Source organism: Leptospira adleri (genome assembly GCF_002811985.1).
Lineage (GTDB): Bacteria > Spirochaetota > Leptospiria > Leptospirales > Leptospiraceae > Leptospira > Leptospira adleri.
This window is the reverse complement of sequence record NZ_NPDU01000020.1, coordinates 1-24,270: the sequence shown is the minus strand read 5'-3', so window position 1 is coordinate 24,270 and position 24,270 is coordinate 1. Positions and strand designations below refer to the sequence as shown.

Annotated in this window: 27 protein-coding genes; 1 reads left to right on the top strand and 26 read right to left on the bottom strand. The window is 44.2% G+C overall.

Translation table 11 applies throughout. From position 1 onward, the window contains the following. Nucleotides 1-6 precede the first annotated feature (6 nt). From CH376_RS09470 to rfaE1, 26 genes are all read right to left on the bottom strand, one after another. Nucleotides 7-1,191: an HD-GYP domain-containing protein gene (locus CH376_RS09470; protein WP_100787305.1), complete on the bottom strand. Its 1,185-nt coding sequence runs from the start codon at nt 1,189-1,191 to the stop codon at nt 7-9. Nucleotide 1,192: 1 nt separating this feature from the next. Further along, entirely contained in the window at nt 1,193-1,456 is a 264-nt protein-coding gene (locus CH376_RS09465; protein ID WP_100787304.1) for an EscU/YscU/HrcU family type III secretion system export apparatus switch protein, read from the bottom strand. Further along, nucleotides 1,457-2,206, bottom strand: a complete 750-nt coding sequence (locus tag CH376_RS09460) for a hypothetical protein (RefSeq protein WP_100787303.1) — start codon at nt 2,204-2,206, stop codon at nt 1,457-1,459. A gap of 119 nt (nt 2,207-2,325) precedes the next feature. Continuing rightward, the gene (locus tag CH376_RS09455) at nt 2,326-2,997 is read right to left on the bottom strand and encodes a ribonuclease HII (protein WP_100787302.1); all 672 of its coding nucleotides are present in this window, start codon (nt 2,995-2,997) and stop codon (nt 2,326-2,328) included. A 7-nt stretch (nt 2,998-3,004) separates the two neighbouring features. Then, nucleotides 3,005-3,436, bottom strand: a complete 432-nt coding sequence (gene rplS, locus CH376_RS09450) for a 50S ribosomal protein L19 (RefSeq protein WP_100787301.1) — start codon at nt 3,434-3,436, stop codon at nt 3,005-3,007. Next, entirely contained in the window at nt 3,433-4,101 is a 669-nt protein-coding gene (trmD, locus tag CH376_RS09445) for a tRNA (guanosine(37)-N1)-methyltransferase TrmD (protein ID WP_100787300.1), read from the bottom strand. Before trmD ends, rplS begins: the two co-directional genes overlap by 4 nt. Continuing rightward, nucleotides 4,091-4,621: a ribosome maturation factor RimM gene (gene rimM / locus CH376_RS09440; protein WP_100787299.1), complete on the bottom strand. Its 531-nt coding sequence runs from the start codon at nt 4,619-4,621 to the stop codon at nt 4,091-4,093. Before rimM ends, trmD begins: the two co-directional genes overlap by 11 nt. Then, nucleotides 4,614-4,844, bottom strand: coding sequence for a KH domain-containing protein (locus tag CH376_RS09435; RefSeq protein WP_000391865.1), 231 nt, complete (start codon nt 4,842-4,844; stop codon nt 4,614-4,616). The genes rimM and CH376_RS09435 overlap by 8 nt, the downstream gene beginning before the upstream one ends. Continuing rightward, nucleotides 4,844-5,110 carry a 30S ribosomal protein S16 gene (gene rpsP, locus CH376_RS09430; RefSeq protein WP_100787298.1) on the bottom strand — a complete coding sequence of 89 codons (267 nt, stop codon included), beginning with the start codon at nt 5,108-5,110 and terminating at the stop codon, nt 4,844-4,846. Before rpsP ends, CH376_RS09435 begins: the two co-directional genes overlap by 1 nt. A 122-nt stretch (nt 5,111-5,232) precedes the next feature. Continuing rightward, nucleotides 5,233-5,880, bottom strand: coding sequence for a ribulose-phosphate 3-epimerase (gene rpe, locus CH376_RS09425; protein ID WP_100787297.1), 648 nt, complete (start codon nt 5,878-5,880; stop codon nt 5,233-5,235). After that, the gene (locus CH376_RS09420; protein ID WP_100787296.1) at nt 5,877-6,872 is read right to left on the bottom strand and encodes a PASTA domain-containing protein; all 996 of its coding nucleotides are present in this window, start codon (nt 6,870-6,872) and stop codon (nt 5,877-5,879) included. The genes rpe and CH376_RS09420 overlap by 4 nt, the downstream gene beginning before the upstream one ends. Next, nucleotides 6,869-7,816: a methionyl-tRNA formyltransferase gene (gene fmt / locus CH376_RS09415; RefSeq protein ID WP_100787295.1), complete on the bottom strand. Its 948-nt coding sequence runs from the start codon at nt 7,814-7,816 to the stop codon at nt 6,869-6,871. The genes CH376_RS09420 and fmt overlap by 4 nt, the downstream gene beginning before the upstream one ends. Before the next feature lies 1 nt (nt 7,817). Next, nucleotides 7,818-9,761 carry a replication restart helicase PriA gene (gene priA / locus CH376_RS09410; RefSeq protein ID WP_100787294.1) on the bottom strand — a complete coding sequence of 648 codons (1,944 nt, stop codon included), beginning with the start codon at nt 9,759-9,761 and terminating at the stop codon, nt 7,818-7,820. Beyond that, entirely contained in the window at nt 9,758-10,600 is an 843-nt protein-coding gene (locus tag CH376_RS09405; protein WP_100787293.1) for a hypothetical protein, read from the bottom strand. Before CH376_RS09405 ends, priA begins: the two co-directional genes overlap by 4 nt. Next, on the bottom strand, nt 10,593-11,939 hold the full coding sequence (locus CH376_RS09400) for a sigma-54-dependent transcriptional regulator (RefSeq protein ID WP_100787292.1): 1,347 nt from the start codon (nt 11,937-11,939) through the stop codon (nt 10,593-10,595). Before CH376_RS09400 ends, CH376_RS09405 begins: the two co-directional genes overlap by 8 nt. A 6-nt stretch (nt 11,940-11,945) precedes the next feature. Continuing rightward, nucleotides 11,946-13,736 (bottom strand): LIC_11548 family sensor histidine kinase, encoded by a 1,791-nt coding sequence (locus CH376_RS09395; RefSeq protein WP_100787291.1) that lies wholly within the window; start codon nt 13,734-13,736, stop codon nt 11,946-11,948. Between the two features lie 18 nt (nt 13,737-13,754). After that, nucleotides 13,755-14,018, bottom strand: coding sequence for an HPr family phosphocarrier protein (locus CH376_RS09390; protein WP_100787290.1), 264 nt, complete (start codon nt 14,016-14,018; stop codon nt 13,755-13,757). Beyond that, nucleotides 13,990-14,955 (bottom strand): HPr(Ser) kinase/phosphatase, encoded by a 966-nt coding sequence (hprK, locus tag CH376_RS09385; protein WP_100787289.1) that lies wholly within the window; start codon nt 14,953-14,955, stop codon nt 13,990-13,992. Before hprK ends, CH376_RS09390 begins: the two co-directional genes overlap by 29 nt. Before the next feature lie 4 nt (nt 14,956-14,959). Next, complete coding sequence (gene rpoN, locus CH376_RS09380; protein ID WP_100787288.1) at nt 14,960-16,381, bottom strand: RNA polymerase factor sigma-54; 1,422 nt, start codon at nt 16,379-16,381, stop codon at nt 14,960-14,962. Next, nucleotides 16,378-17,103 (bottom strand): LPS export ABC transporter ATP-binding protein, encoded by a 726-nt coding sequence (lptB, locus tag CH376_RS09375; RefSeq protein WP_165781816.1) that lies wholly within the window; start codon nt 17,101-17,103, stop codon nt 16,378-16,380. Before lptB ends, rpoN begins: the two co-directional genes overlap by 4 nt. A 9-nt stretch (nt 17,104-17,112) precedes the next feature. Continuing rightward, a complete protein-coding gene (locus tag CH376_RS09370; RefSeq protein WP_100787287.1) occupies nt 17,113-18,483 on the bottom strand; it encodes an LptA/OstA family protein in 1,371 nt (456 codons plus the stop codon). After that, nucleotides 18,480-19,064, bottom strand: coding sequence for an LPS export ABC transporter periplasmic protein LptC (gene lptC / locus CH376_RS09365; RefSeq protein ID WP_100787286.1), 585 nt, complete (start codon nt 19,062-19,064; stop codon nt 18,480-18,482). Before lptC ends, CH376_RS09370 begins: the two co-directional genes overlap by 4 nt. 11 nt (nt 19,065-19,075) lie before the next feature. After that, nucleotides 19,076-19,939, bottom strand: a complete 864-nt coding sequence (gene kdsA, locus CH376_RS09360; protein ID WP_100787285.1) for a 3-deoxy-8-phosphooctulonate synthase — start codon at nt 19,937-19,939, stop codon at nt 19,076-19,078. Nucleotides 19,940-19,941: 2 nt separating this feature from the next. Next, entirely contained in the window at nt 19,942-21,558 is a 1,617-nt protein-coding gene (locus tag CH376_RS09355; RefSeq protein WP_100787284.1) for a CTP synthase, read from the bottom strand. 100 nt (nt 21,559-21,658) lie between these two features. Then, on the bottom strand, nt 21,659-22,135 hold the full coding sequence (gene rfaE2, locus CH376_RS09350) for a D-glycero-beta-D-manno-heptose 1-phosphate adenylyltransferase (protein ID WP_100787283.1): 477 nt from the start codon (nt 22,133-22,135) through the stop codon (nt 21,659-21,661). A 3-nt stretch (nt 22,136-22,138) separates the two neighbouring features. Beyond that, nucleotides 22,139-23,152 carry a D-glycero-beta-D-manno-heptose-7-phosphate kinase gene (gene rfaE1, locus CH376_RS09345; RefSeq protein WP_100787282.1) on the bottom strand — a complete coding sequence of 338 codons (1,014 nt, stop codon included), beginning with the start codon at nt 23,150-23,152 and terminating at the stop codon, nt 22,139-22,141. A 54-nt stretch (nt 23,153-23,206) separates the two neighbouring features. On the opposite strand from rfaE1, the gene CH376_RS09340 reads away from it, so the two are divergent. Next, entirely contained in the window at nt 23,207-23,830 is a 624-nt protein-coding gene (locus CH376_RS09340) for an LON peptidase substrate-binding domain-containing protein (protein WP_100787349.1), read from the top strand. Nucleotides 23,831-24,270 lie beyond the last annotated feature (440 nt).

Here is a 24,270-nt window from a genome sequence, read left to right as displayed (position 1 = left end):
AAAAAATCAGGCTGTGATTTCCTGCAAGTCCAAGGGCCTGGAAATAAAAAGATTCGTGTCGCGAAGAAGGTCCACGAGGATGAGATTTCGAACCATCTCACCATATTCATCTTTTATAATACGAATACAAGGTCGGATCGGTTTGTCGGGATTTGGGCCCAAGACCACTCCGATTCGTTTGTCCGAAAGTTCCACGCAGGAACCCACTGGATAAAGGGAAAGATGATTGAGAAGGGAACGAACGAGTTTTAGATCGAACTTGCCGACATCCATGCTGATCATCGATTTGATCGCCTCGTGAGGGAGAATCTTTTTTCGATGAGGACGATTGGTGACCAAAGCCGAAAAGTTATCCGCAATCGCGTAAATTCTCGCCTGCTCTTCGATCGCAGTGGAAGCCAATTTTTGAGGGTAGCCGTTTCCGTCGTATCTCTCGTGGTGCTGAAGGGCGACGATGGCGAGGTTGTTTTTGAGTTTCATTCTTTGTGAAAGAATCTGGTAACCCAAAATTGTGTGTTTCATGATCGTTTTGAATTCTTCGTCGGTAAGCTGTTCGTTTTTTTCCGAAACGGTCGCGGGAACCTTGCACATACCGATATCTGCGAGCAAACAGGAGATTCCGAGATCGATCATCTTCGGTCTGGAATATTCGAGCAATTTTCCCATGATGAGAGAATAGAAAGTCGCGTTCGCGATCTGATTGTAGAGATAATATCCGCTCGGATTGTTTGAAAGAATTAAGTAAGAAATATTTTGATTGGAGCGAACAAAGTCGGTCAGTTTTTCCGCAATTTCTCTTACGGGAGTGACTTCCAGAGGTTTTTCTTCTAACGTTTTTTTAAAAACATCCTGAAGAATTTGCGTAGTCTCCCTGTAAAGATTGCTAAACGAAACTTTGATTCGGTTGAGGTTATCGTAGATGGCTTTGAGAGGTTGCAGATCGTCGTCCACGATCGTATTTACGATGATATCGTCGATGCTCGTTTCCAAAAGATCCGAATCCATAGAATTGCCGATTTGAAGCAATTCTCCCGCGGTCATCACTTCCTGAATTCCGAACTTATTCAAACGATCGAGATCGCTATCGGTAACCGGAGTGTTGGAGGTAATGAATAGATTTTCCTTATCGAGATAAACAGGTTTTGTAAACCTCATCCCGGGTTTGAGTTCAGAGACGGCAAACTTTTTCATTTTAAATTTTCCTTTTTCCCGAACTAGAATCCAATTCTAAGATCATAGAAAAAATTGCGCCCACCGCTCTGTATAAATTTTCCGGAATTTCCTGACCGACGGGAAGTTCGGAAAGTGTTTCGGCGAGAATCGGATTTTCCACGATCGGAACCAAATTTCTTTTCGCGATCTTATGAATGGCATCACCGAGAAGGCCGGAAGCCGACGCGATGATTACGGGAGCGTCGTCCTTTTTAGGTATGAATTTAAGTGCCACGCTGATCATTTACGCATTCCATTCCTTCCGAGTGAGCGAAGCTTTATAAGCAATATTGTATCCTTGAAAGCTCACAGAAGACTCATTCAAAATTCGCTTAAATTTTTCTTTGTTTTGGCAAGCGTGCAAGTACATTTTAAAATTATCAAAAGTAGCGTTGATTTGTAGGTCTTCACCAGCTCTTTCTTTCCAAAGGAATAAAACGAGTGTCTTTCCCGTCTTTTCGGTTTGAATGCGGAACAGAAATTTTTTCATCTCTTGTCTTACGTCCAAGGTTCCTTCGGCATTTCCTTCGGGAAACTCCCAACGGAAATGCGGTAATTCCGGAGTCCATTCTATAAATGGATAGTATGATTTTAAAACTCGGAGGAGCGAAGTTTCCACTGAGTTATCGGACGGATTTTGTAAGTACATTTTCTCAGATAAATCCCGAACGCTCATTCCGATTCCTTGGAGTTTTGAGAGCGGACTATCGATGGTGGACAATTCTCTTTCGATGATTTTCAGTTCGACGCCCCTTTTCCCCGACTTAGCGGCTAACGTAAGAATTTCTCCCACAAACATGGGGGTTGAATCGGAACTTGTTTTGATTCTTTTCCCCGCTAAAGAAATCCAAGCCCCTCCCGGAAAAATCTCCAAAACCAAGGCTTTGACCCTGGGATTCAAAGACAAGTTCTGAAATTCGGATTTACCGAGTTCCGAATTTCTTCCCAAATCGAGACGCAGATTCCCAGCGGAAACATCCGCGGAAAGTTTCATAAGAATCCGTCCTCTTCTGGAACGTGAAAGGAGCTAACCATTATACGGACCTGGTACGAGGTTCCCGCCGGGTTTTCTATCCTTTGTCAAAAAATAATTTCAAAATAAAGAAACAATTTTTAAGATTCTAAGAATTTTCCGGTGAAACTTCTTCTATGAATATCGGAAAGACCGTGGCGAACAATCAGTTCCTCATGAAGTTTTGTTCCGTATCCTTTGTGTTGTTCAAATTGGTAACGAGGGTATTTTTTGGAAATGGAGACCATATATCGATCTCGGCTTACTTTTGCGAGGATCGAAGCCGCTGCTATGCTTACGATTCTTAGGTCCCCTTTCGTATAAAAAACCGATCGGTTCTTTAAAAAGCTCCATTCCGGATATCGATTGAAGTTATAGTTGCCGTCGATCAAAAGTTGAAGCGGATGAGTGGAATTGGAAACTCGAATCGCCAATTTGGCGCATTTTCGAATCCCCTCTAAAACGGCTCGATTGATTCCTGCCCGATCGATGTACTGAGGACTTAAGAATGTTCGGTAGGAAATTTGAGCGTGTTTGAGAATTTCGGGATACAAGGCCTCCCGTTTTTTCTCGGATAGTTTTTTAGAATCCGTCAGTCCCTGGAGAATTTTACCTTCCAGAATTTGTTCCAACGTGTTTTTTGAAAAAGAGGCTAAAGCAACAGAAAGAGGCCCTGCATAAGGACCTCTTCCTGCTTCGTCGATTCCACAGGGAATGGACTCTGAATAGAACCGGAGTTCTTCCGGTTCAAACTTGGTTTTAGTTTCCAGCAAACAGGGATTATTCTGCAGCAGGAGCCGCAGCTTTGGCAGCGGCAGCAGAATCTTCTTGAATTTGTCTTTTTCTATCTTCACTCACGAGAGTTTTACCACCCTTGAGTTCTTTGATACGAGCCGCTTTTCCAGCGAGGTTTCTGAGGTAGTAAAGTTTCGCTCTTCTCACTTTACCTTTGCGGATCAGTTCGATCTTTGCGATTCTTGGGGAAAAAAGAGGGAAAATTCTTTCTACGCCGATATCGTAAGAAACTCTACGGACGGTGAAAGTTTTTCCGTTCGCTTCGTTCGCTATGGAAATTACGACGCCTTCGTAAACCTGAACTCTTTCTTTTCCGGACTCAACAATTTTATAATGTACTTTAACGGTATCGCCTACTGCGAAGTTTTGTTTTCTTTCAGCGTCCGGAGTTAATACTTCTCTTAAAAGTTGATTCATAATTTCCTCTCTTGATCGGGGTCGATCTTCTTTCTATTTTGTTCCCTCCACGCTAAAATGGAAGCGTGGTTGCCGCTGAGCAGGACGTCAGGAACTTTCCATCCATTGTATTCCGAGGGTTTTGTAAATTGCGGATATTCTAAAATATCGGGATGGTTGTGAGACTCATCCAACAGGCTTTCCCCTGCTCCTAAAAAACCCGGCAGAAGTCTGGACACCGCATCCGCTATACAAATGCTGGCCAAATCCCCGGCAGATAATACATAATTTCCAAGGGACATTTCCATGTCAACCAGATGTTCTGCAACACGATGATCCACGCCTTCGTAGTATCCGGAAATGAAGGTCAGAGGTTTTCCGGCTTCCTTTAACTTGGTAGCAATGCCCTGATGGAATGGAATCCCGGAAGGAGATGTAAGAATCACCGTGCCTTTGTCTTCTCCAAGAGATTCCAAAGCCTTGTGAATCGGCTTAACTCGAAGGAGCATCCCCGGACCGCCTCCGTAGATCGTATCGTCCACACGGTTGTGTTTGTTTCCGGCGAAATCCCGGAGTTGTACTAAGTTAACTGAAAATACTCCGGCTTCGATCGCTTTTTGCTGAAGCCCTTCTGAAAAATAAGAACGGATTTTATCCGGAAAAAGTGTGATGAAATTAAACTTCATTCCATACCTCCGGATGAATCAGAGCGACGGTTTTTTTTTCTAAGTCAACTTCTCCGACATAGATATGGATAAAGGGAATTAGGATTTCCGGTCCTTCCTTTTGTGTAAATGCAAGAATCGGATGCGCCGGGTTTTCCAAAACTTCTCGAAGGGTCCAATTCAATTTATTTCCGGATTGGTCCACGGCTTCTAATCCTATCAAATCGGAGATGTAAAATTCGTCCTTGGTTTGGATCTTGGGAAGTAAATGAGCGGGTAAAAGAAGAATTCCTCCCGTCAGTCTTTCCGCCGCTTCGGGAGAATCGATTCCTTCGATCCGTACGATGAATTTGCCGGTATGCGGTTGCAACTCAAGTACGGTAATCTCTTTTTCCGGAAAGTTCGGATCCGGTTTTCGAAGTTTTAGTTGGATTGGAAGTTTGAATTCGGTGAGAACGGTTTCTCTCACGTTAAAACGAAGAAACCCTTTGATTCCAAAGGGTTTTCCGAGTTGGCCGAGTGAAATCCAGCCTTCAGTCAATGATTTCGAGCGAGAAGTTTTTTCCTGCTTTTACGGAAGCCGCAGTAAGAATCGCGCGCAGGGATTTTGCAATACGACCGTTCTTACCGATTACTTTTCCCACGTCTTTCGGGGAAACTCGAAGTTCGATGATGTTTTGTTCTTCTCCTTCGATTTCCCGAATTACGATTTCTTCGGGAAATTCAACGAGAGAAGCAACGATGTACTTCAGCAATTCTTCCATTACTTCTTCAGGGTGGTTTTGTATTCAGCCCAAATACCTGCGTTTTTAAACAGGTTCAAAACGGTTCCTGTAGGTTGAGCTCCGTTTTTCAGCCAGGTAAGAATTTTTTCCTTATGGAAGGTAGTCTGTTCTTTGATTTGTGCTGGATGGTAGTGACCAACGATGTCTACGAATTTTCCGTCTCTAGGCGCTCTGCTGTCAGCGGCAACAATTCTATAATGAGGGTCGTGTTTGGTTCCAGTTCTTTGTAATCTAAGCTTTACCAAGGGATCGTTTTCCTTTTATCATTTTTTCCGTACAAAAGAATGTACAAAAAAAGAATGCATGATTTTTACCAATATTGGACAATATGTCCCTCTGTCAAGAAATGATCCGACAAAAAGCAGGTTCAAGGTTTCGCTAAGGATTTGAGATGTTTTGCGTTATCCACCGGGTTTCCGGTCTTATAAAGTCCCGCACCCACGACCACGATATCGACCCCATTCTTCTTTAACTCTTGTATGTTCGTGTCGTTGACCCCGCCGTCTACTTCCAGTTCGATCTGTCTGGATCCGATGAGTTCTTTTGCTTTGCGGATTTTCTCCATTCCGTTTACGATAAACTTTTGTCCGTAAAATCCGGGTTCCACGGTCATCAAAAGAATCAGATCGATATACGGAAGAACGTTTTCCAGAGAAGAAACCGGAGTTCCCGGATTGAGGGAAACTCCCACCTTGGTTCCATGGGATTTGATTTCCTGAGCGAGTCGTACCGGAAAATCCGTCGTCTCGATATGGAAGGTGATACAATAAGGATTGAGTTCGTAATATTTGGAAACGTGGTTCTCCGGTTTGGAAACCATCAAGTGAACGTCCAAAGGAATGGAAGTCAGAGCCTTCACTTCTTTGCTCAGAGCTTCTCCGAAGCTGATCTGAGGAACAAAGTTCCCGTCCATCACATCCATGTGCATCAAATCGATAGCGGAAGGATCGTAATCGGGAACGGTTTTGCCGAGTTCGGTAAGTTTGGTCGCTAAGATGGATGCGGAAATTTTCAAAGTTCACTCTCGTAGGATTTGGATTTTACTTTGGAATCGGTTGCGTCCAGAAGGGTCAACTTCACGCTTCCCTTTCTATAAAATACGGTCTGAAACTTTTCTCCGTCTTTGAGAGCCACGGGAAGTGTGAGAACGTCGGCTACGTCCTGATTCTCCGGTTTGAGAACGGCTTTGTAGTCTCCGTTGTCATCTACTTCGTAGGAAAAAAGTTCGTATCCGCTTTCCACCGCGAGCTCGGGTTCAAAGTAGAATACTTTGAAACGAATCTCGTCTCCTTCCATTCTTGCGGATTGAATGAGCCCGTTTTCGGTGCGAACTCTTGTATTGATGATTTCTTCCACCCTACTCTTGATTCCGGAACGGGTTAAGCTTTTCTGAACGAGCGGAAAGGACGCACCTTGAAAGGAAGTCGGTGAAAATTCTTCTTTGGTTTTAGAAGGCGCCTTGGTCACGAGTAAGAATACTTTTTCCCGAGAAGTCGTATTCTTCCCTGGCTCCGGGATTTGATCAATCACGGTGTTTGGTAGCTGATCGGCTTGCGGTTCGATATAAGTAATCCCGCCGATTTGTAATTCTACGTAAGTTTCTCCCGCGAGAACTTTTTGAAGATTGGCTCTTGCGGAATCGATGGATTGTCCGCGAACATCGGGAACCAGAAGTCGATCCACGCCAGTGTTGACCGCAAGAACGATCTTACTTCCGGCTTCGATCTCCCTTCCCGGACGAATGGATTGATACAGAATGATTCCGTCAGTCTTGTCCGGATAACGTTTGTTTTCCAGACGCACCTTCAACTGAAGACGATTGAGTTCGTTGTGAACTTCAGGATAAGATTTTCCGACCAGATCGGGAACGATTACCTTTGCTGTACTTTTGGTTCTTACGAAGACGACTAAGAATGCGGCGCTGAAAAATAATAGAAGACCCGCCGCTAAGAATAAGATATATCCTCCGATCGGAAGGTATTTCTCTTTGATTTGTTCCTGATTCACCCGAATGTTTCCCCTTCTTGGATTCTGAAACCGTTGAGAAAATCGGATGAGGACATCCTGTTCTTGTTTTCCGGTTGCAATTCCAGAATTTCCAAAAATCTACCATCACCACACTGCGTAAGAAGGCCTTTTTTGTCCAATCGTTTCAATTTGCCAGGCGAAGCGGGAAGTTCCGGCGTAAGTTCGCTGAGCTTGGACTTCAGAATATTCATCCGTTTCTCTCGGAACTGAGTCGTCGCCACCGCGTCCGGAAAGAGCGCTCGGATTCGGTTGTGAAGATCTTCCGCATTCAAAGACCAATCCAGAATTCTATCTTCGGCTTTGATCTTTCCGCAGTAAGTCGCTTTGGAAGAATCCTGCGGTGTCGCGGAAAAAGATTTGCCGTCGAATTTCCGAAGTAAGTCAAGGATTGTCGCGATTCCTGCTTGCGTAATCTTATCCATCAAAGTTCCGGTATCGTCTTCGGGAGTCACTTCCACCTCTTGCGAAGCGATAATATCCCCTTCGTCCATCTTCTCCGTGATGTATTGGATCGTGATTCCGGATTTTGTATAACCCTTCCAAAGTGCGGTCTGCAACGGAGACGCTCCTCGAAGATCCGGAAGAAGGGAGCCGTGCAAGTTGATCGATCGGAGAGGCGGATGTCTAAAAACCTCGGAAGGAAGAATCGATCCGTAAGCAAATACGATATAGAGATCGGCTGGAAAAGAACCGAAATCGGAAAGGGCTTTGTCTTTTTCTTTTTTGATGGATTCATATTGAAACACCGGAAGTCCGTGTCCGAGGGCGATCTTTTTGACAGGACCGTGTTCCGGAGTTCTGCTTCTTCCTTTCGGTCGATCGGGATTGGTGACTACAAAAAGGACTTCTACGAGCTTTGAATCGACGAGCGCTTTCAGAAGTTTTGCGGAATGTTCCGGGGTTCCAAAGTATCCGATTTTCATATTACACCAAATCTAAGGGATCGAAGTCGATTTCAAGATAAACTTTTTTGGAGAGTTTGAGAGGACGAACTTCTTTTTTTATGATTTCTCTCCAATATTGAATCGAAGACGTTTTGAGGATGATATGGTTTCGAAAATTGGAATCGATTCTGTAAAAAGGACAAGGAGCGGGACCGAGCATTACGGTGTCCTTGGAAGGGAAGAATTTTTTGAGCGCGTTAAAAACGAGTTCGATCGTTTCCAGAGAAACGGCTTCCTCTTTGGATCTCGAAACGATTCGAATCAATCTTGAGAATGGCGGATAGAACAACTCTTTTCGGACAGGAATTTCCCATTCATAAAATTGAATATAGTCTTGGGTCATCGCCATCTGAATGACCGGATGGTCGGGAGCGTTGGTTTCAATGAGGACCTCGCCTTTGAGTTTCGATCTCCCCGCCCTTCCTGCGACTTGTGTCAAAAGAGAAAAGACTCTTTCATTCGCCCTGAAATCCGGAAGGCCGAGGCCGATCCCAGCGTTTAAAACGCCGACTAACGTGACTTGGGACGCATCCAGACCCTTTGCGATCATCTGTGTTCCGGTTAGAATGTCTATTTCTCCTCCTAGAAGGCGGGATATGACTTCGTTTAACAAACTTCGATCCTGAATCGAATCCTGATCGAGCCGCTCCACTCGGGTTTGAGGAAACGCTTCGAGAAGATTCTCTTCCAACTTTTGGGTTCCCGTTCCTTTGAGAGTTAAGGTTTCCCCCATTCTTTTTTCAAGAGAATCTAACGTTTCCGTATGACCGCAAAGATGACAGATTGCGGTTCCTTTTTTGTGATAGCAAAGATTGGTAGTACAGTTCGGGCAAGGGACATACGAAGAAGTCGCCGGAGAATAGATCAGAGGGCTGTAACCTCTTCGATTCAAAAGAAGAATGACCTGCTCTTTTTTATCCAATCTCTGTTTGATCGCGAAGGAAAGTTCCGAACTCAGGACGTTGGATTCTTTTTGATTTTCCACGATACGAACGGTCGGAGGCACCACACCTTCGGGGCGTTTGGTGAGAGTATGCAGATGGATTTTTCCCTCCTTTGCGAGATGATAAATCTCCAGGGAAGGCGTTGCGGTCCCCAATACGAGAACTGCGTTGTTCGTTTTGCACCTCTGCATCGCCACTTGTCTTGCGTGGTATCTCGGACTGGAATGTTCCTTAAAGGAAGAATCGTGATCCTCGTCTATGATGATGAGGCCCACGTTGGAAACAGGAGCAAAGACCGCGCTCCTCGTGCCCACCGCGATTCTTTTTTTGCCGGTCAAAAGTTCGTTGTAGGCCTTGAATTTTTCGGAAACCTTGAGGGCGGAATGTAAGACCGCGAGTTGGCCGGGAAAGATAATTTCTAATTTTCGAATGATATGAAAGGTTAAGCTGATCTCCGGAACGAGAAGGATCACGGATCGATCCGAACTTTCCAAAATCTTTCGTATCAGATGAATGTAAACTTCCGTTTTTCCGGAACCGGTTATTCCGAAGAGAAGATGAACGGCGGTTTGATCGAAAGTCGAGACGATATTTTGATAAGCGACATCTTGTTCTTCGTTCAGTTTTACCGGTTTTCCTTCCGCGTCCGAAGGGAAACTTTCGAGTTTGACCTGTCTTCTTCCCGCGGGAATCATCTTATAGATACATTCTCCCAAGGAAGCGATGTATTGATCCTTCATCCAATATGCTAAGTCGATCTGCTCTTGGAGTAGGATCGGAGTTTTATCGATGATTTTGTCCACCGGTAGAACCTTATAGTCCGGTTCGTTTTGATGGACGGAAACTATGATACCTTCTTCTTCCCGGCTACGCAGTTTTGCGTGAACACGAACTCCGACTTTTGTTCCGGGAGGAACCTCGTAAGTAAATGTGTCTTCCTCGATCGGAAGATCAAACGCGACCTCCGCGTAATAGATCAAAGTACGTCCTTGAGTTTGCTCTGAAAGAGCGCGAGTTGGGAAAGAATACTTTCTTTGATGGAAATTTCTTCTTTTTTGATCGTCTCAAACTCAAAAGATTCCTTTGAACCGGAAAAATTCTTACGTTTGGTTTCAATCGCGGAAATCGCTTCCGGAGAACGTAATACTACCATCGGGATTCCCGGAATGAAGTCTAACGTTCTTCCCATCATCTCGAGGGCTTTTTCCTTTCCATAAACCGCGATCGCGCTAGTTCCTAAAAGTATGATTCCTTTGATTTTTTCGGATTCGATCGTTTCCTTAACTTGAGTTTCGCATTTTTCGGTTCTGAGTTTCCAGTACTGTGCGTTCGATTTGGAATGAGCAAAGATACAAGCGGGGTATTCCTGATAATAGAATTCCCGATGACTAAAACCGAATTGTTTTAGGATCATTCTTCCGAATAATTCTTCCGCGTCCTTGGTTCTAAAAATCTGATCCGGCGAAGTTTTGGAAAAGGAAGGTCTTCCGGGCGCGATTTCTCCAGTATAATGAAGTACTAATACGGGTTTTCTTCCTTTTACGAGGAAATTCCGCACCGCGCTGATTCGGTCCGTGCAGAGTTTGCAAGTGAAGTTTCTTTCCGCGGCCCGAGCCGGTCGTCTTACTTGAATTCCTTCGGCTTCCAGTCGGAGATCGTTTTGGACTTCTCCGGGATTCCAGTCCTCTTTCCAAACCAGTTCGGTTGTTTCCGGCGGTTTTTCACCGGCGAACTGAAGGATTGGAACCTGTTTTTTTTGGATCAAAAAGCGCAGATCGCCTAAAATTCTTCCCAGGCTTGTAAGAATTTGTTTATCCATCGGTGTACTGATCCGAAGAAATGTTAAGCGACTTCATCTTTCTGTATAAATGGGAACGTTCGATTCCTAAAACTCGCGAGGTTCTAGTAACGTTCCCCTCGTTGGTCTGTAATGTTTTTATAATATACTGTCTTTCGAATTCTTCTTTAGCCTTTCTGAAATCGCCGAGTTCCACCATTTCGTTTGCGGTTTTAAAACCTTTGAGTGCGTCCCTTGCGTCGCTTGCGGTGATTGTCGCTCCTACGGTCATAATACAAAGTCGTTCCATGATGTTTTTGAGTTCCCGTATGTTCCCGGGCCAAAAGTGATTTTGAAGGATCGACACCGCTTCCGATTCGATTTTTTTAGGAGGAAGGTTGTTCTCTTCCAAAGTTTTTGAGATGTAATAATCGACTAACAAAGGAATGTCCGAAGTTCTTTCCCGTAAAGGGGGAATCGTGATCGGGATCACGTTCAAACGATAATAAAGGTCTTCCCTGAATTTACCGTCTCGGATCGCCTCTTCCACCGGGATATTGGTGGCTGCGATGATTCGAACGTCAACGGTGATCGTTTCGGTGCTTCCTAATTTTTCGAAACGTTGTTCTTGCAGAATTCTTAATACTTTTGCCTGGGTCGAAAGAGACATGTCGCAGATCTCATCTAAGAATAAAGTGCCCCCGTTCGCGGCTTCGAACTTTCCTATCCTGGAATCGGTCGCTCCAGTAAAGGCTCCTTTTGTGAAACCGAACAGTTCCGATTCGATCAATTCTTCCGGAATGGCGGCGCAGTTCATCTCCACGAAGGGTTGATCCTTTCGTTTAGAATTTTTGAATATAGTTTTGGCTACTAGCTCCTTCCCGGTTCCGTTTTCTCCGTAGATAAAAACGCGGGCGTTCGTGGAAGCCGCCTGTGCGATCGCAAATTTCACTTTTTGAATCGCGGGAGAGTTTCCTAGTATTTCATCATATTCTAATTTGATTTCAACGTTTTGATTTTTTTCCTCCGGTTGAACGACGTTCTCGATCGCCTGAAGAACTTTTTCGATGGAAAGAGGTTTTTCCAAAAAATCCACAGCTCCTTTTTTAGTGGCAGCGACGGCGATTTCAATCGTTCCATGACCGGAGATCATAAGGATTGGTAGAGTCGGATAGAGTTTTTTGCATTCGTCCAAGACTACGATTCCGTCTTCTTTTCCGAGCCAAACGTCGAGAAGGATAAGCGAAGGTCGGTCGCCTTTGAGCTGTTTGAGCAGCGCTTTTCCCGTGGAAAACGTTTCGACTTCGAAGCCTTCGTCTTCCAAAATTTCCTTCAGTGATTTTCTGATTTCAGGTTCGTCGTCGGCGATAAATATTTTCATTGCGTTTTAGGAAACCGGAAGTTCGATTTGGAAACGACAACCGCCCATACTGGAAGAATCTATCGAGATATGCCCGTTATGGTCAATCACACTTTTTTGAACGATCGCAAGACCGATTCCCGATGTGTTGTTGTTTTTTGTGGAATAATAAGGTTCGAATACTTTTTGTTTCAGTTCTGATGAAATTCCAATACCGTTGTCTTCGATTGAAATGATCGCCACCCTTCGCATAATCTTTCTGCTGATCGAAACGGAAATTAGAATGGAACCTGGGTAATCCGGAAGTTCTTCCTTGTCTCTTTTTCTTTCGATCGCTTCTATGGAATTTTTAATCAGATTAGTCAAAACTCGAAGGATGATCTTTTGATCCAAAAAAAGTTGCGGAAAAGATTTTGCCATTCTTGTTTCGATTTTGAGTTGAGGAGTGTGTTCGAAAAGTTTCACCGCTTCTAAGATGATCGGTTCCAAATTTTGGTTGATGAGTTTCGGCGCGGGCATACGGGCGAAGTCGGAGAATTCGTTTACGAGATGTTCCAAAACCCGAACCTGTTTGATGATCGTATCCGTTCCGTTTTCCACGACCTCGTGAAACTGCTCCCAATTTTCGGATTTCATCTTTCTACGAATCCTTTCCGCTGAAAGTTGAATCGGAGTCAGAGGATTTTTGATTTCGTGCGCCATTCTTTGCGCGACTTCCTTCCACGCGGCGATTCTTTGGCTTTGCATGAGTTCCGCGTTTTTGGATTTGAGATCCTGAACCATCTGATTGAAAGAATCGATCAAAGCGCCGATCTCACCGGTTTCGCGGATGTCCAAGCTGATGTCCGTGTCGCCCATCGAAATTTTTTGAGTGGCGTTTGCGAGTTCTATGATGGGTCTTGAAATTCTTCTCGCGAAAAGAAGAGAAAAATAGATCGCGAGTAAAAAAATCGAAACGGTGATAATGCTGAATATCAAACGAATTCGATACGGAAGTTTTTCTTTCGCCAAATCCGCGCGATCGTAATTTCTGCGGGTGGAAATGAGTGAATAGACGATTTTCTCCTCACCTTTGTGGATCCGAATTCCGGTCTGAAGAATCCGTTTTCCGATCGGAAAGGGAACCCTCAGATAATACATACAATAATCGTTTCGATAACTCGTAAATTCCGTCCAAAGCGAGGATTTGGAGAAAGATTTAAAATCTTTTTCGTAGGGTTTATATTTTAAACCGCGATTTTCTAATATAGATTTTTCGTTTTCGTAGATACCCACGTAGAATTCGTCGCTCTGAATCAGGTTGAGTTTGGAGGCGCCGGCGACTAACGTTTCGAGGTTGAGCGGATGGATTCTTAAAAAACTTTCCAAAAGTCTCGTTTTTTCTATTAGAATTTTCTTTTTCGCCTCTTCTTCGTTTCGGATAAGGGATTCGCCGGAAGAAAGGGCCTCTTCGATATCGATTCCATAGAATCTTTCGTAGATTTTTCCGGTGATGTTCGAGGAAAGAAAGAGGATCGGCACGGAAGGAAGTAAGGCGACGAAAATAAAGGAAAGGGTCAGTCTGTAACGGATCGAACTTTTGAGTCTCCCTGTTTCCAAATTTCTTTTGTTTCTATAAAAGTAAGAAACGAGAAGCGAAAGAGAAAAGAGAGGAATAAAAAAGAAAATATAAACTACGATTCGATCTAAAAATCCGATATCGTCGTTTCGGACACCGCTGCCGGAAAATTGAATGGCTTCGGCAAGAATTACGGAAAGAAGAATGATCAGACCTAAGATGAGTAAATCTCTTAGATAATATCTGGTTTCGTCGTTCATTGCGAAAAGAGAAAAGGATCAGGCAAAATCGTTTTTTACGATATTCGTCAAAGCCTCCAGGGCTTCGTCTTCTTTATCGCCCCGCACCTGAATCGTAAATTCGTTTCCCGGCGCGAGAGCGAGCATCATCAGTCCCATGATGCTCTTTCCGTTTACTTCCACGTCGTCTTTGACAACCGTGATTTCACAAGGAAATTTGGAAGCACAGTTTACAAACACGGACGCCGGTCTTGCGTGCATACCGGTTCCGTTCTCATTGATTTTGAGGAGAATTTCTTTCAACTTTACCCTGCTGTAAATATTGACTTAATTTTTGATTGAATTCTTGCGCGGCGTTTTTGCCCAATTTACGCAGACGTTGGTTCATCGCCGCGGTTTCGACGATGATCGGAATGTTTCTTCCCGGACGAACCGGAACCCGGATGAGCGGGATCTGTACTCCGAGCAATTCTTCGGTCGGATTTTCCAGACCGGTTCTATCAAAGTCCTTGTCCTCGGTCCATTCTTCCAGATGAATGATGAGTTCGATGAGTTTGTGATCTCTTACGGATCCGATTCCGAAGATATCTTTAATATTCAAAATTCCTAATCCGCGGATTTCCATGTGATGACGCAAAAGATCGGAACAGGTTCCGATCAGATAACTTTCGGAAAGCCTTCTGATTTCGACCATATCGTCCGCGACCAGACGATGTCCCCTTTCGATGAGTTCGAGGGCGGTTTCGCTTTTGCCGACTCCACTTTTTCCGGAAAGAAGAATTCCGATTCCGAACACTTCAATCAAAACACCGTGTCTCATCGTTCTTGGCGCGAGGCTTCGATCTAAGATTCCGGAAATGAGTGTGATGAATTTATGAGTCGAAACGTCCGAGATCATAAGAGGAATTCCGAGTCTTTCGCAGTTTTCCTGAAAGATCGGAGGTGGAGGATTTCCATGAGTAAAGATGATACAGTTGAGATGAAAGCTGAAAAAATCCGCGGCGATTTGTTTTAAGTCTTCCGGGGATCGGGAAGTGATGTAAGCCCATTCTCCTTTTCCGAAAATTTGAATCCGATCGTGCGCGAAACTTTCGTAAAAACCGGTGAGGGAAAGACCGGGACGATTGATCTCGGACATGTTGATCCGATTGGTGAGACCCTTTTCTCCCGCCAAAAGACGAAGCCCCAATTCTTCGTGTTCGTTGAGAATGTTGGAAACGTTGATTCCCGGCATGGACATAGAATTATCTGGACTCCAAGGACTTTACTTTTTTTCTCTGACTCGAAGGAAGAATTTTGAGGATCTTTCTGTATTTGGCGACCGTTCTTCTCGCGATCTCGATTCCCTGTTTCTGAATTTCTTCCACAATTTCCTGATCGGACAAAGGATTTTCGGGTTGTTCTTCTTTTACCAGATTTCGAATGAGATCGTGGATCTTCTTGGAAGATTCGATTCCGCCTTCGGCGGAACGAACCCCGGAGGAGAAAAACCATTTCAACTCTAAGATTCCTCGGGAAGTCTGCACGTATTTGTTGGAGGTGATTCTCGAAACCGTGGATTCGTGCATGTCCAGTCTTTCTGCGATGTCTTTTAGAGTTAAAGGTTTGATGAATTGAATTCCTTTACGGAAGAATTCGGTCTGCATTTCTATGATCGCCGATGTGACCTTGAATAACGTTTGTCTTCTCTGGTTGACGGATCGAATCAGCCATTCCGCGGAGCCGAGTTTCGTAGTTATGTATTCCTTGTCGGAGTCTTTTGCGTTTTTTAGAATATTCTTATATTCTTTATTGATTTTAAGTCGTGGGATCCATTCGTCGTTGATATAAATATCGAATTCTCCGTCGACTTCCCGGACTACGACGTCAGGAATCACATAATCCGGTTTGTTCGGGGTGTATAACGTGGCCGGATACGGTTCCAGCTTTTTGATCTCGGAAGCGAGGCTTTCCACCGCTTCTAGGGATAGTTCCATCTTTTTGGAAATCGTCTTGTAATCGAGTTTTTCCAAATCCTTGATATGATCTGCGATCAGAGTGTGAAGTTTTGTATCTTCGGGTTTGAGGATTTTTGCCTGGATCAGAAGAGTTTCCTGAACGTCCTTTGCGCCGATTCCGATCGGGTCCAGTCTGTGAATCTGTCCAAGAATCTTTCGCACTTTTTTTTCGTTCAGCTTCATATCCGCACAAAGGTCCTTGATGGGAACGGAGATAAATCCGTGATCGTCGAGCATCGAGATCAGAATTTCTCCGATGGAGATCTCGTCCGGTTTTAAATTGGAAAGTCGCAACTGCCAGAGAAGGTGTTCGGAAAGGGAACTTTTTTCGGGGGAAGATTCTATGTATTTTTGATTTCGGTCGCTCGCATCCGTTCCGCCGGAACCCGCGCGATCGATGGAAAAATTATCCTGCCAGGTGATATCCGAATTCTTTAGGAAATCATTTTTTTCCTTACGCTTGAGATCGTCTCTGCTGTAAAGATCGGGAGTTCGATTTCTTTCAGAAGCGTATTCTTCCTCGAGCATGGGATTTTCCACGAGTTCGGAGCTGATACGATCGGAAAGTTCGAGCGTGGATAAGGGTAAAAGTTCTATGGACTGTCTTAGGTCCTGGGTCATCACCAGTTTCTGGGTTTGTTTCTGAACTAGTGAGTGACTGAGATTCACAGCGTAAAATCCTCACCCAGATAAATTCTTCTCGTTTCCGGATCGTTGACAAGATCGTGCGTGGAACCGGAGATCAAAATTCTTCCGCTGTACATGATATAGGCGCGGTCCGTGATCTTCAAGGTTTCTCTCACGTTGTGATCTGTGATCAGAATTCCGAGACCTCTGTCTTTTAAGGATTGAATCACCGTTTGAATGTCCTTTACCGCGATCGGATCCACACCTGCGAAGGGCTCGTCTAACAGGATAAAGTCGGGATTGGTTACGAGGGCTCTTGCGATTTCACAACGCCTTCTTTCTCCTCCGGAAAGAGTATAACCTTTCTGATTGGCGACGCGCATGATCTGTAATTCGATGAGAAGTTCGTCCCTTCTTCGGACGATTTCGGCGCGGGAAAGGTTCATCGTTTCGAGGATGGCTTCCAAGTTTTCGGCGACGGTGAGTTTGCGAAAGATGGACGCTTCTTGCGCGAGATAACCCACCCCGGATCTCGCGCGAATATGCATGGGAGAATCGGTTACGTCTTGTCCGTCGATATAAACTTTACCCGAGTCCGGTCTGACAAATCCCACGGACATATAGAAAGAAGTGGTTTTGCCGGCTCCGTTGGGACCGAGCAATCCTACCACTTCTCCTTTTTTGATATCGAAGCTGGCTCCATCCACAACCTTTCTTTTGTTGTAGACCTTGACCAGGTTTTCCATTCGGAAGGTTTTACTCATAATCGTAATTTACTTTCCGGGAACGATTCCATCTGTCAAAAGGGCTCGGCCTTCTCTAGGAAAGAATATGATTCTTCCTGCATGAATATCTCTGCCGTTTTTTTTCAACGTTGGATTTCCCTCAAGATACACTTTTTCCTCTTTTTCAAAATATGTGGCGTATTCTCCCGTTGCGGAAGAATCCTTACCTTCTATTAGAACATTTCCTCGAATTACGGTTTCATTCTTATCCATAAATCGTTCAAACTCGATTGCGGTCATCGTGCTCGTGATCGCGTCCGTTTTTTTATCGAGAAAATCGATTTTTCCGGAATCGGTCAAATGAATGTACTGTTCGTTTTTGAAGTAGTCAAGGACATTCCCGGAGAGGATCAATCGGTTTTCTCGATCAAACATCGTGATCTGATTTCTGGCTTCCACTTTCGTGGAATTTTTGCCATAGCTGATCATTTTTTCAGCGTTCATTTTCATGGTATGTCGATAGATGGTGGCGTTTCCGTAAAGACCGACTCTGTTCTCTCCGGTTTCGTCTTTATCGCTGATTAAACGATCGCCTTTGAGAATCGCGATTCGTCTAACTTCCTTTTTTGCGTTTTCTTCGGTCGGCTGTTGTTTTTCTTTCGAATTCTGTTTCTCTACCTTTTCGGTGTCCGTATAATTCTGAAAGAGGATGCTTTCACCGGTAAGTTCGACGCGGTTTTCATTCGTATAAAACGTAAGTTGATCTCCGGTGAGATATCGGTCCTTCGCGATGAGAATCGGATTCGGATCCGTTGTGATCTTGTCTTCGTCCTCTTCAAAGACCGCTTCTTTACAAAGAATCGTGATTTGAGGATGAGCGATGATTACGTTTTCTTTAAGGAGTGTGGTTTTCTTCGCAAGGTTTCTTTCGATAAAGGTCGCGGAAATCACCGTCTTGGTTCCGCTCTTATCGGTATGAAAGAGTCTGGGACGATCCTTGATGTAAATCTTTTCTTCGAGCTTATCGTATTCTCCCGAACCGGCGCGTAACGTGACACCGTTGTCTCCATCTTGGATAAAAACTCCTCCTTTTAAAAATCCTTTAAAGGCGTCCTTTCCGTAGATTTCGATCTGATTCGCAGAGAGTTTGACTTTTTTGTGTTGGATCCAGGCCCCGCCTTCCAAGATGAAGGCGGTGATCTTGAGACCGGAAACGGTCTTGTCTTCTTGCGTCAGAGCGGAGCCGCCCCAGAGCGTGGGAAAACTCGGCGCGTTATTTTTCTTTTCCACGTTTTCGGGAATACTTACGAACTTCCGATCCGCCGTTTCGCTTCCCACCAAAAGAGGAGGTTTTACGTTTCCATGATTTTGGGAAAACGCAAAACAAAATAGAATCAAAAGCGGAACCTTTCGAATCATTTCGAGCCGGCCGCTTTGAGCGGGTTCGTTCCGCCTTGTGTGATCGCGGAAGGTTTTAGAATCGTAAACTTGTTCAGATCCTTATCGGCGCGTAATCCGACACCGTGAATCGTGGTTCCGTCGGCGCTTACGGTCACCTCGGAATTGGATTCCAACTTCTTCGTGTCCATATTGTATTCGATCTGTTTTGCGGTGAGGATTTTGTTATCGTCCGTTCGAAGAAAAATTTTCCCCTCGAGTTTCATAAGTCTTGTCTTATGGTTGATCTCCCCTTTTTCGCCGAGGAGTTTGGATTTGAATTTTCCGTTTTCGAACTGATCAAAATCGATATTGTAAAAGATCGTTTTGTTTTCATTCACATAGACGTAAGATTCCTGCGCCCTGAGTTCCCATTGGAGTTTTCCGTCTTGGTCGTAGGCTTCTCGTTTGAAGTTACGAATGGAAATCGAAGCTCCGGTTTCTCTTTCCTTCTCCACTCTTTCATAATTCGTTTTTTTACAGTCCGCAAACTGACCGGCGAAAAGCCCGAATGAAATCAGAAAGAATAAAACCCGATTTCGACTTTCCGCTTTGTGTTCCATGAAAAATCCGATTACGAATGATTTGCGGAGGATAGGATTTCTTTTTTAACGTAACGATCCAGCGCGATCATTTCCTTTAAGAGGTTTTTGATCTGAGAAAGAGGATATTGAGTCGTAGCGTCGGAAAGCGCCTTGTCCGGATCCGGATGCACTTCCATAAAGATGCCTTCGATTCCTAAGGAAACAGCGGAACGAAGAATGCTCGGGATGAATTCCCTTTGTCCGCCGGTGCTGTTTCCGGCCGCACCCGGAAGTTGTGCGGAATGTGTCGCGTCGAAAATCACGGGAATATCGAATCCATGAATGATCGGTACGGCCCTTCCGTCGAAAACGAGATTTCCATAACCAAAGCTCGTTCCTCTTTCTGTTACGAGAACTTTGTCGTTTCCGGATTCTTTCATTTTCACGGCGATATGACGGGTGTCGGCGGGAGCTAAGAATTGTCCTTTTTTGACGTTCACCCATTTTCCGGTTTTCGCTGATTCGGCGATTAGATCGGTTTGTCTGCACAGAAACGCGGGGATCTGATAGATGTCCAATACGTCTTTCAAAGGTCCGATTTGATGGGTCTCGTGGATATCCGTAAGAACCGGGACGTTGTATTTGTTTTTGATATATTCTAAATTCTTAATGCCTTCCGCAAGTCCGGGACCCCTGTAAGAATTTACGGAAGAACGGTTGGCTTTGTCAAAGCTGCTTTTGAAAATATAAGGAATTTTTAATTCGCCGCAGATTTCTATCATCTCTGCGCAGACCCGATCGAGAAGATCGCGGTTTTCCATCACACAAGGGCCCGAGATCAAAAAGAAAGGCTGATCTCCTCCGATCTTGGCTCCGTTTAGGAATTCTCTTTGCGTGCAGGTATTGTCTTTCATGATTATCCTTTCTTTGAGTATTTCACGGCGGCGCCGATAAATCCAGCGAATAAAGGATGAGGCGCCGTCGGTTTGGACTGGAATTCCGGATGGAACTGAACCCCGATAAACCATTTGTGTTTTGGAATTTCGACGATCTCTACAAGATTGTCGTCCGGAGAGGAACCGGAAAGGACCATTCCGTTTTCCTCATATTGTTGTTTGTATCGATTTGTAAATTCAAACCGATGTCTGTGACGTTCGTGTATGAGTTCCGATTTGTATTCCGAAAAGGCAAGCGTCCCCTTTTTGATTTTACAGGGATAAGAACCGAGTCTCATCGTTCCACCCATCTGTTCGATATCGTTTTGTTCTTCTAAAAGAGAAATCACAGGGTTTTCGGTGTCCGGTCTGATTTCTGTGGAGTTTGCGTCTTTGAGACCGAGAACGTTTCTTCCGTATTCCACGACCGCACACTGCATTCCGAGACAGATTCCGAAAAAAGGAATTCCTTGCGTTCTTGCGTATTGGATCGCGAGAATTTTACCTTCGATTCCACGATCCCCAAAGCCGCCGGGAACCAGAATACCGTGTACGTTTTTGAGAGCTTCTATTACGTTTTCCTTATCTAGATTTTCGGGATCGATTTTTACGAATTCGACTTTCGTTTCGTGAGCGATTCCTCCGTGAGAAAGACTTTCGTAGATGGAACGATAGGCGTCCTGCAAAGAAATGTATTTTCCCACCACCGCGACTTGAACGGTTTGTTTTGTGGCGAGAAGTCCTTTCACCATCGAATCCCATTCGTCGAACTTGGAAGTTCTGAGTTCGAGGCCCATCGTTTTCAAAACGACCTCGTCGAGTTTTTCTTCCTTATACATTTTAGGAATTTCGTATATAGAAGTGGAGATATCACTCGCGGAAATGACGTTCTCTTCCTTTACGTTGCAAAAAAGGGAAAGTTTATTTTTCATTTCCTTTGTCATCGGTTGAGATACGCGGCAAACGAGAATGTCCGGTTGGATTCCTAAGCCCAGCAATTCTTTTACGGAATGTTGCGTTGGTTTTGTCTTTGCTTCTCCGGCGGCGGTGATCGTCGGAACTAACGTGAGATGTACAAAGAGAACGTTGGAACTTCCGTGTTCGTAACGCATCTGACGGATCGCTTCTAAGAATGGAATGGATTCGATGTCGCCGACCGTTCCTCCGATTTCGACGATGATAAAATCCGGGTTTTCTTCTCGGGCGACGATATACATCCGATTTCTGATTTCGTTCGTGATATGCGGAACCACCTGAACTGTTCGACCGAGGTAGTCCCCTTTTCTTTCTCTTTGAATAACGGTATTATAAATTTGTCCGGTGGAAACCGAATTCTTACGCGTGAGTTTGGAATGAGTAAATCGTTCGTAATAACCAAGGTCCAAATCCGTCTCGGCTCCGTCCGCGGTGACGTAGACTTCCCCGTGTTGATACGGACTCATAGTTCCCGGATCGATGTTGATGTAAGGATCCATTTTTTGGAGAGAGACGGTATATCCCCTGCTTTCCAAAAGACATCCCAGAGCCGCTACGGTGACCCCTTTTCCGAGTGAAGAACTCACCCCTCCGGTTACAAAGATAAACTTAGTCTTCGACAACTTCCATTCCCGCCTTTCAGAACAGAGTTTTGGGAGTTTCCAGAAATTCAAACAGGAATTTCTCGGAATTCTGTCTCTAAAAAAATGAGAAGAAGACGTTTTAGAGTTTCAGGATTTTCTCTATCAAAAGTGAAGTGGATTTTCCGGGCACAAAAGGCAAGATCTTGACTTCTCCTCCGAATTCTCGGACCAAAGGGGTTTCCGGTAAATCTTCCACTTTATAATCTCCGCCTTTGACGTGAATCGCAGGTCGAACCAGGCGTAATAGCTCCAACGGAGTATCTTGCGTGAAGATCGTCACCGCGTCCACAAATCGAAGGTTTCCCAGAAGAATCGCACGATCCTCTTCGGTGACGACCGGTCTGTGATCCCCTTTGAGCCTTTTTACCGAAAGATCGCCGTTGAGTCCGATCCAGAGAAAGTCCCCGAGTTCCTTCGCTTGAGAAAGATAAGTGATATGTCCCCTGTGGACTAGGTCAAAACAACCGTTTGTAAAAACGATTCTTTTAGAATTTCGAATCTGATCGGAAAAGGAGGCAGCTTTTTCCCAGGGAATGATATGATTTTTCAGATCCATATTCTATCCCGAAAGAGTTCCCATGGATTGAAGGGAAGAATTCAATTCTTCCGGGGTTACGGTTTCGGCTCCGAGTTTTCCTACGACGACTCCCGCGGCGGCGTTGGAAACGACGCTTGCGTCCAACTGATTGAGTCCCGCCGCGTGATAAGCTGTGTAAGCGCTGATCACAGTGTCCCCCGCTCCGGTTACGTCAAAAACTTCTCTTGCTACCGTAGGAATATGAAAGATTTCTTTTTGAGAACTCAGATACAAACTCATCCCTTTTTCTCCTCTTGTAATCATGAGAGAAGGACAGGAAAGTTTTTCCGTGATTTCTTTTGCAGCTTGGAGAATTTCGGAATCCGTCTCCAGTTTTCTTCCGATCGCCTTTCCAGCTTCATGGTGATTGGGAGTAAGAATGCTCACTCCTTTGTAGAGAAAAAAATGACTTACTTGAGGGTCGACGGTAACGATCTTTTTTTTATCCACGCAGATTTTGGAAATTTCTTGGATCAGTCTCGGGGTAAGAGTTCCCTTATCGTAATCGGATAAAATTACCGCGTCGGAAGAATCGATTCTTTCTAAGAACGCCTGGATGAGGAGGTCTTCTTCTTTTTTTGTGATCGGTTTTAATTCTTCTTTGTCGATCCTACAAACTTGTTGATGTCCGGCTATAACTCTAGTCTTGAGAATAGTCGGAACTTCTTCCGATTGAAGAAGAAAGTTTTTTTCCCAATCGGTGTTTTCGCTGGAAAGAAGTTCGAGGAGACTCTTGGCTTTTTCGTCTTTTCCGGCTCTTCCGAGGACGATGGATTTCACTCCTAAGCTCGATAAATTTTTGACTACGTTTCCGGCCCCTCCTAGAGTAATCTTTTCTTTCCTTACCCAGACGACGGGAACGGGAGCTTCCGGAGAAATTCGATTTACTTCTCCGATGAGATACTCATCCAAAATAAAATCACCGATTACGATGATTCTTAAGTCTTTTAGTTTTTCTGTGGAAGTTTGAAGACGATTTCGGTCCAAATAATACAAATTCTACCAAGCCTTTGGATTTTGATTTACGGTTTCTCTCTAAGCCGCTATAGTATCCTTCCCGTGTCAACAACTACTGTCCCTATCTTTCCTTTGCCGGAAATCATTCTATTCCCTGGGACTTACTTACCATTGCATATTTTTGAGCCTCGGTACAGGTTGATGTTGGATTATTGTATGGAGTCCGGTGAAGAATTGGCTGTAGCCCCCATTCTTCCAGCCAAATCAAGAACTCCTTCCAAACATCCGGAAATTGAAACCGTTTTCGGTTGGGGAAAGATCATCCGAAGAGATCCCCTTCCGGACGGAAGATCCAATATTCTTCTCGAAGGCAAAGGAATCGCAAAGCTAATAGACTATGAAACGGTAGAACCCTTCCGAGTCGCTCGAATCGAAAAGATAGAACCTGATTTTGAATATTTAAAAGACGAAGATTTTAGAAAAACATTCGAAAGACTTCTTTTTATGACCAAAAGGATTCTTCTTTCGGAAGGCGCGGGAGAGGATCTTATTTTGAGAATGAACGAACTCATGACTCATCCTTTTCCCATCGATTTCATCGCTTCCATTCTCAACTTCGAATTTTCCAAAAAACAAGAAATTTTGGTCGATCCCGATCCCATGGAAAAAACAAAAATTCTTTTGGAAATCGTCGAAGAGCTCAATTTAAAAGAATAAATTTTACGTTTTAGAAAAAATCGTAAGAGTCTTTTTTGAGTGTTTCGTTCTGAATATATCATTTTTTGAATACAGTTCGAATTCTATCTTTACGAGCTATCCGTGATGTTTTAGATCGAAATTCTTTTTTTGGTTCTTTTTTGTAGGAAACTTTGAAGAATTTTGTCTTTATTTATCCTAAAAAATTTGTTTGTCGGTTGAGTTTTCCGGATTTATTTTTTTTGTTAAGAGCTTTTTTGAATGAGTTCAGTCCGTTCTAAAACACTGCGGAACCGTTTTGTGTATGGGCTCATTGTTAGATAGTGTCCTTAAAGTTTCGCACAAATGAGAACTTGAGAAGAGCTCTCCTCACACGATCAAGCCATGAGCTTTAAAGTTTTTAACTCTTTTAATTTCTCCATGTCAACATACTTTTTAGTTCCCCACTTAGTTGATGCAAC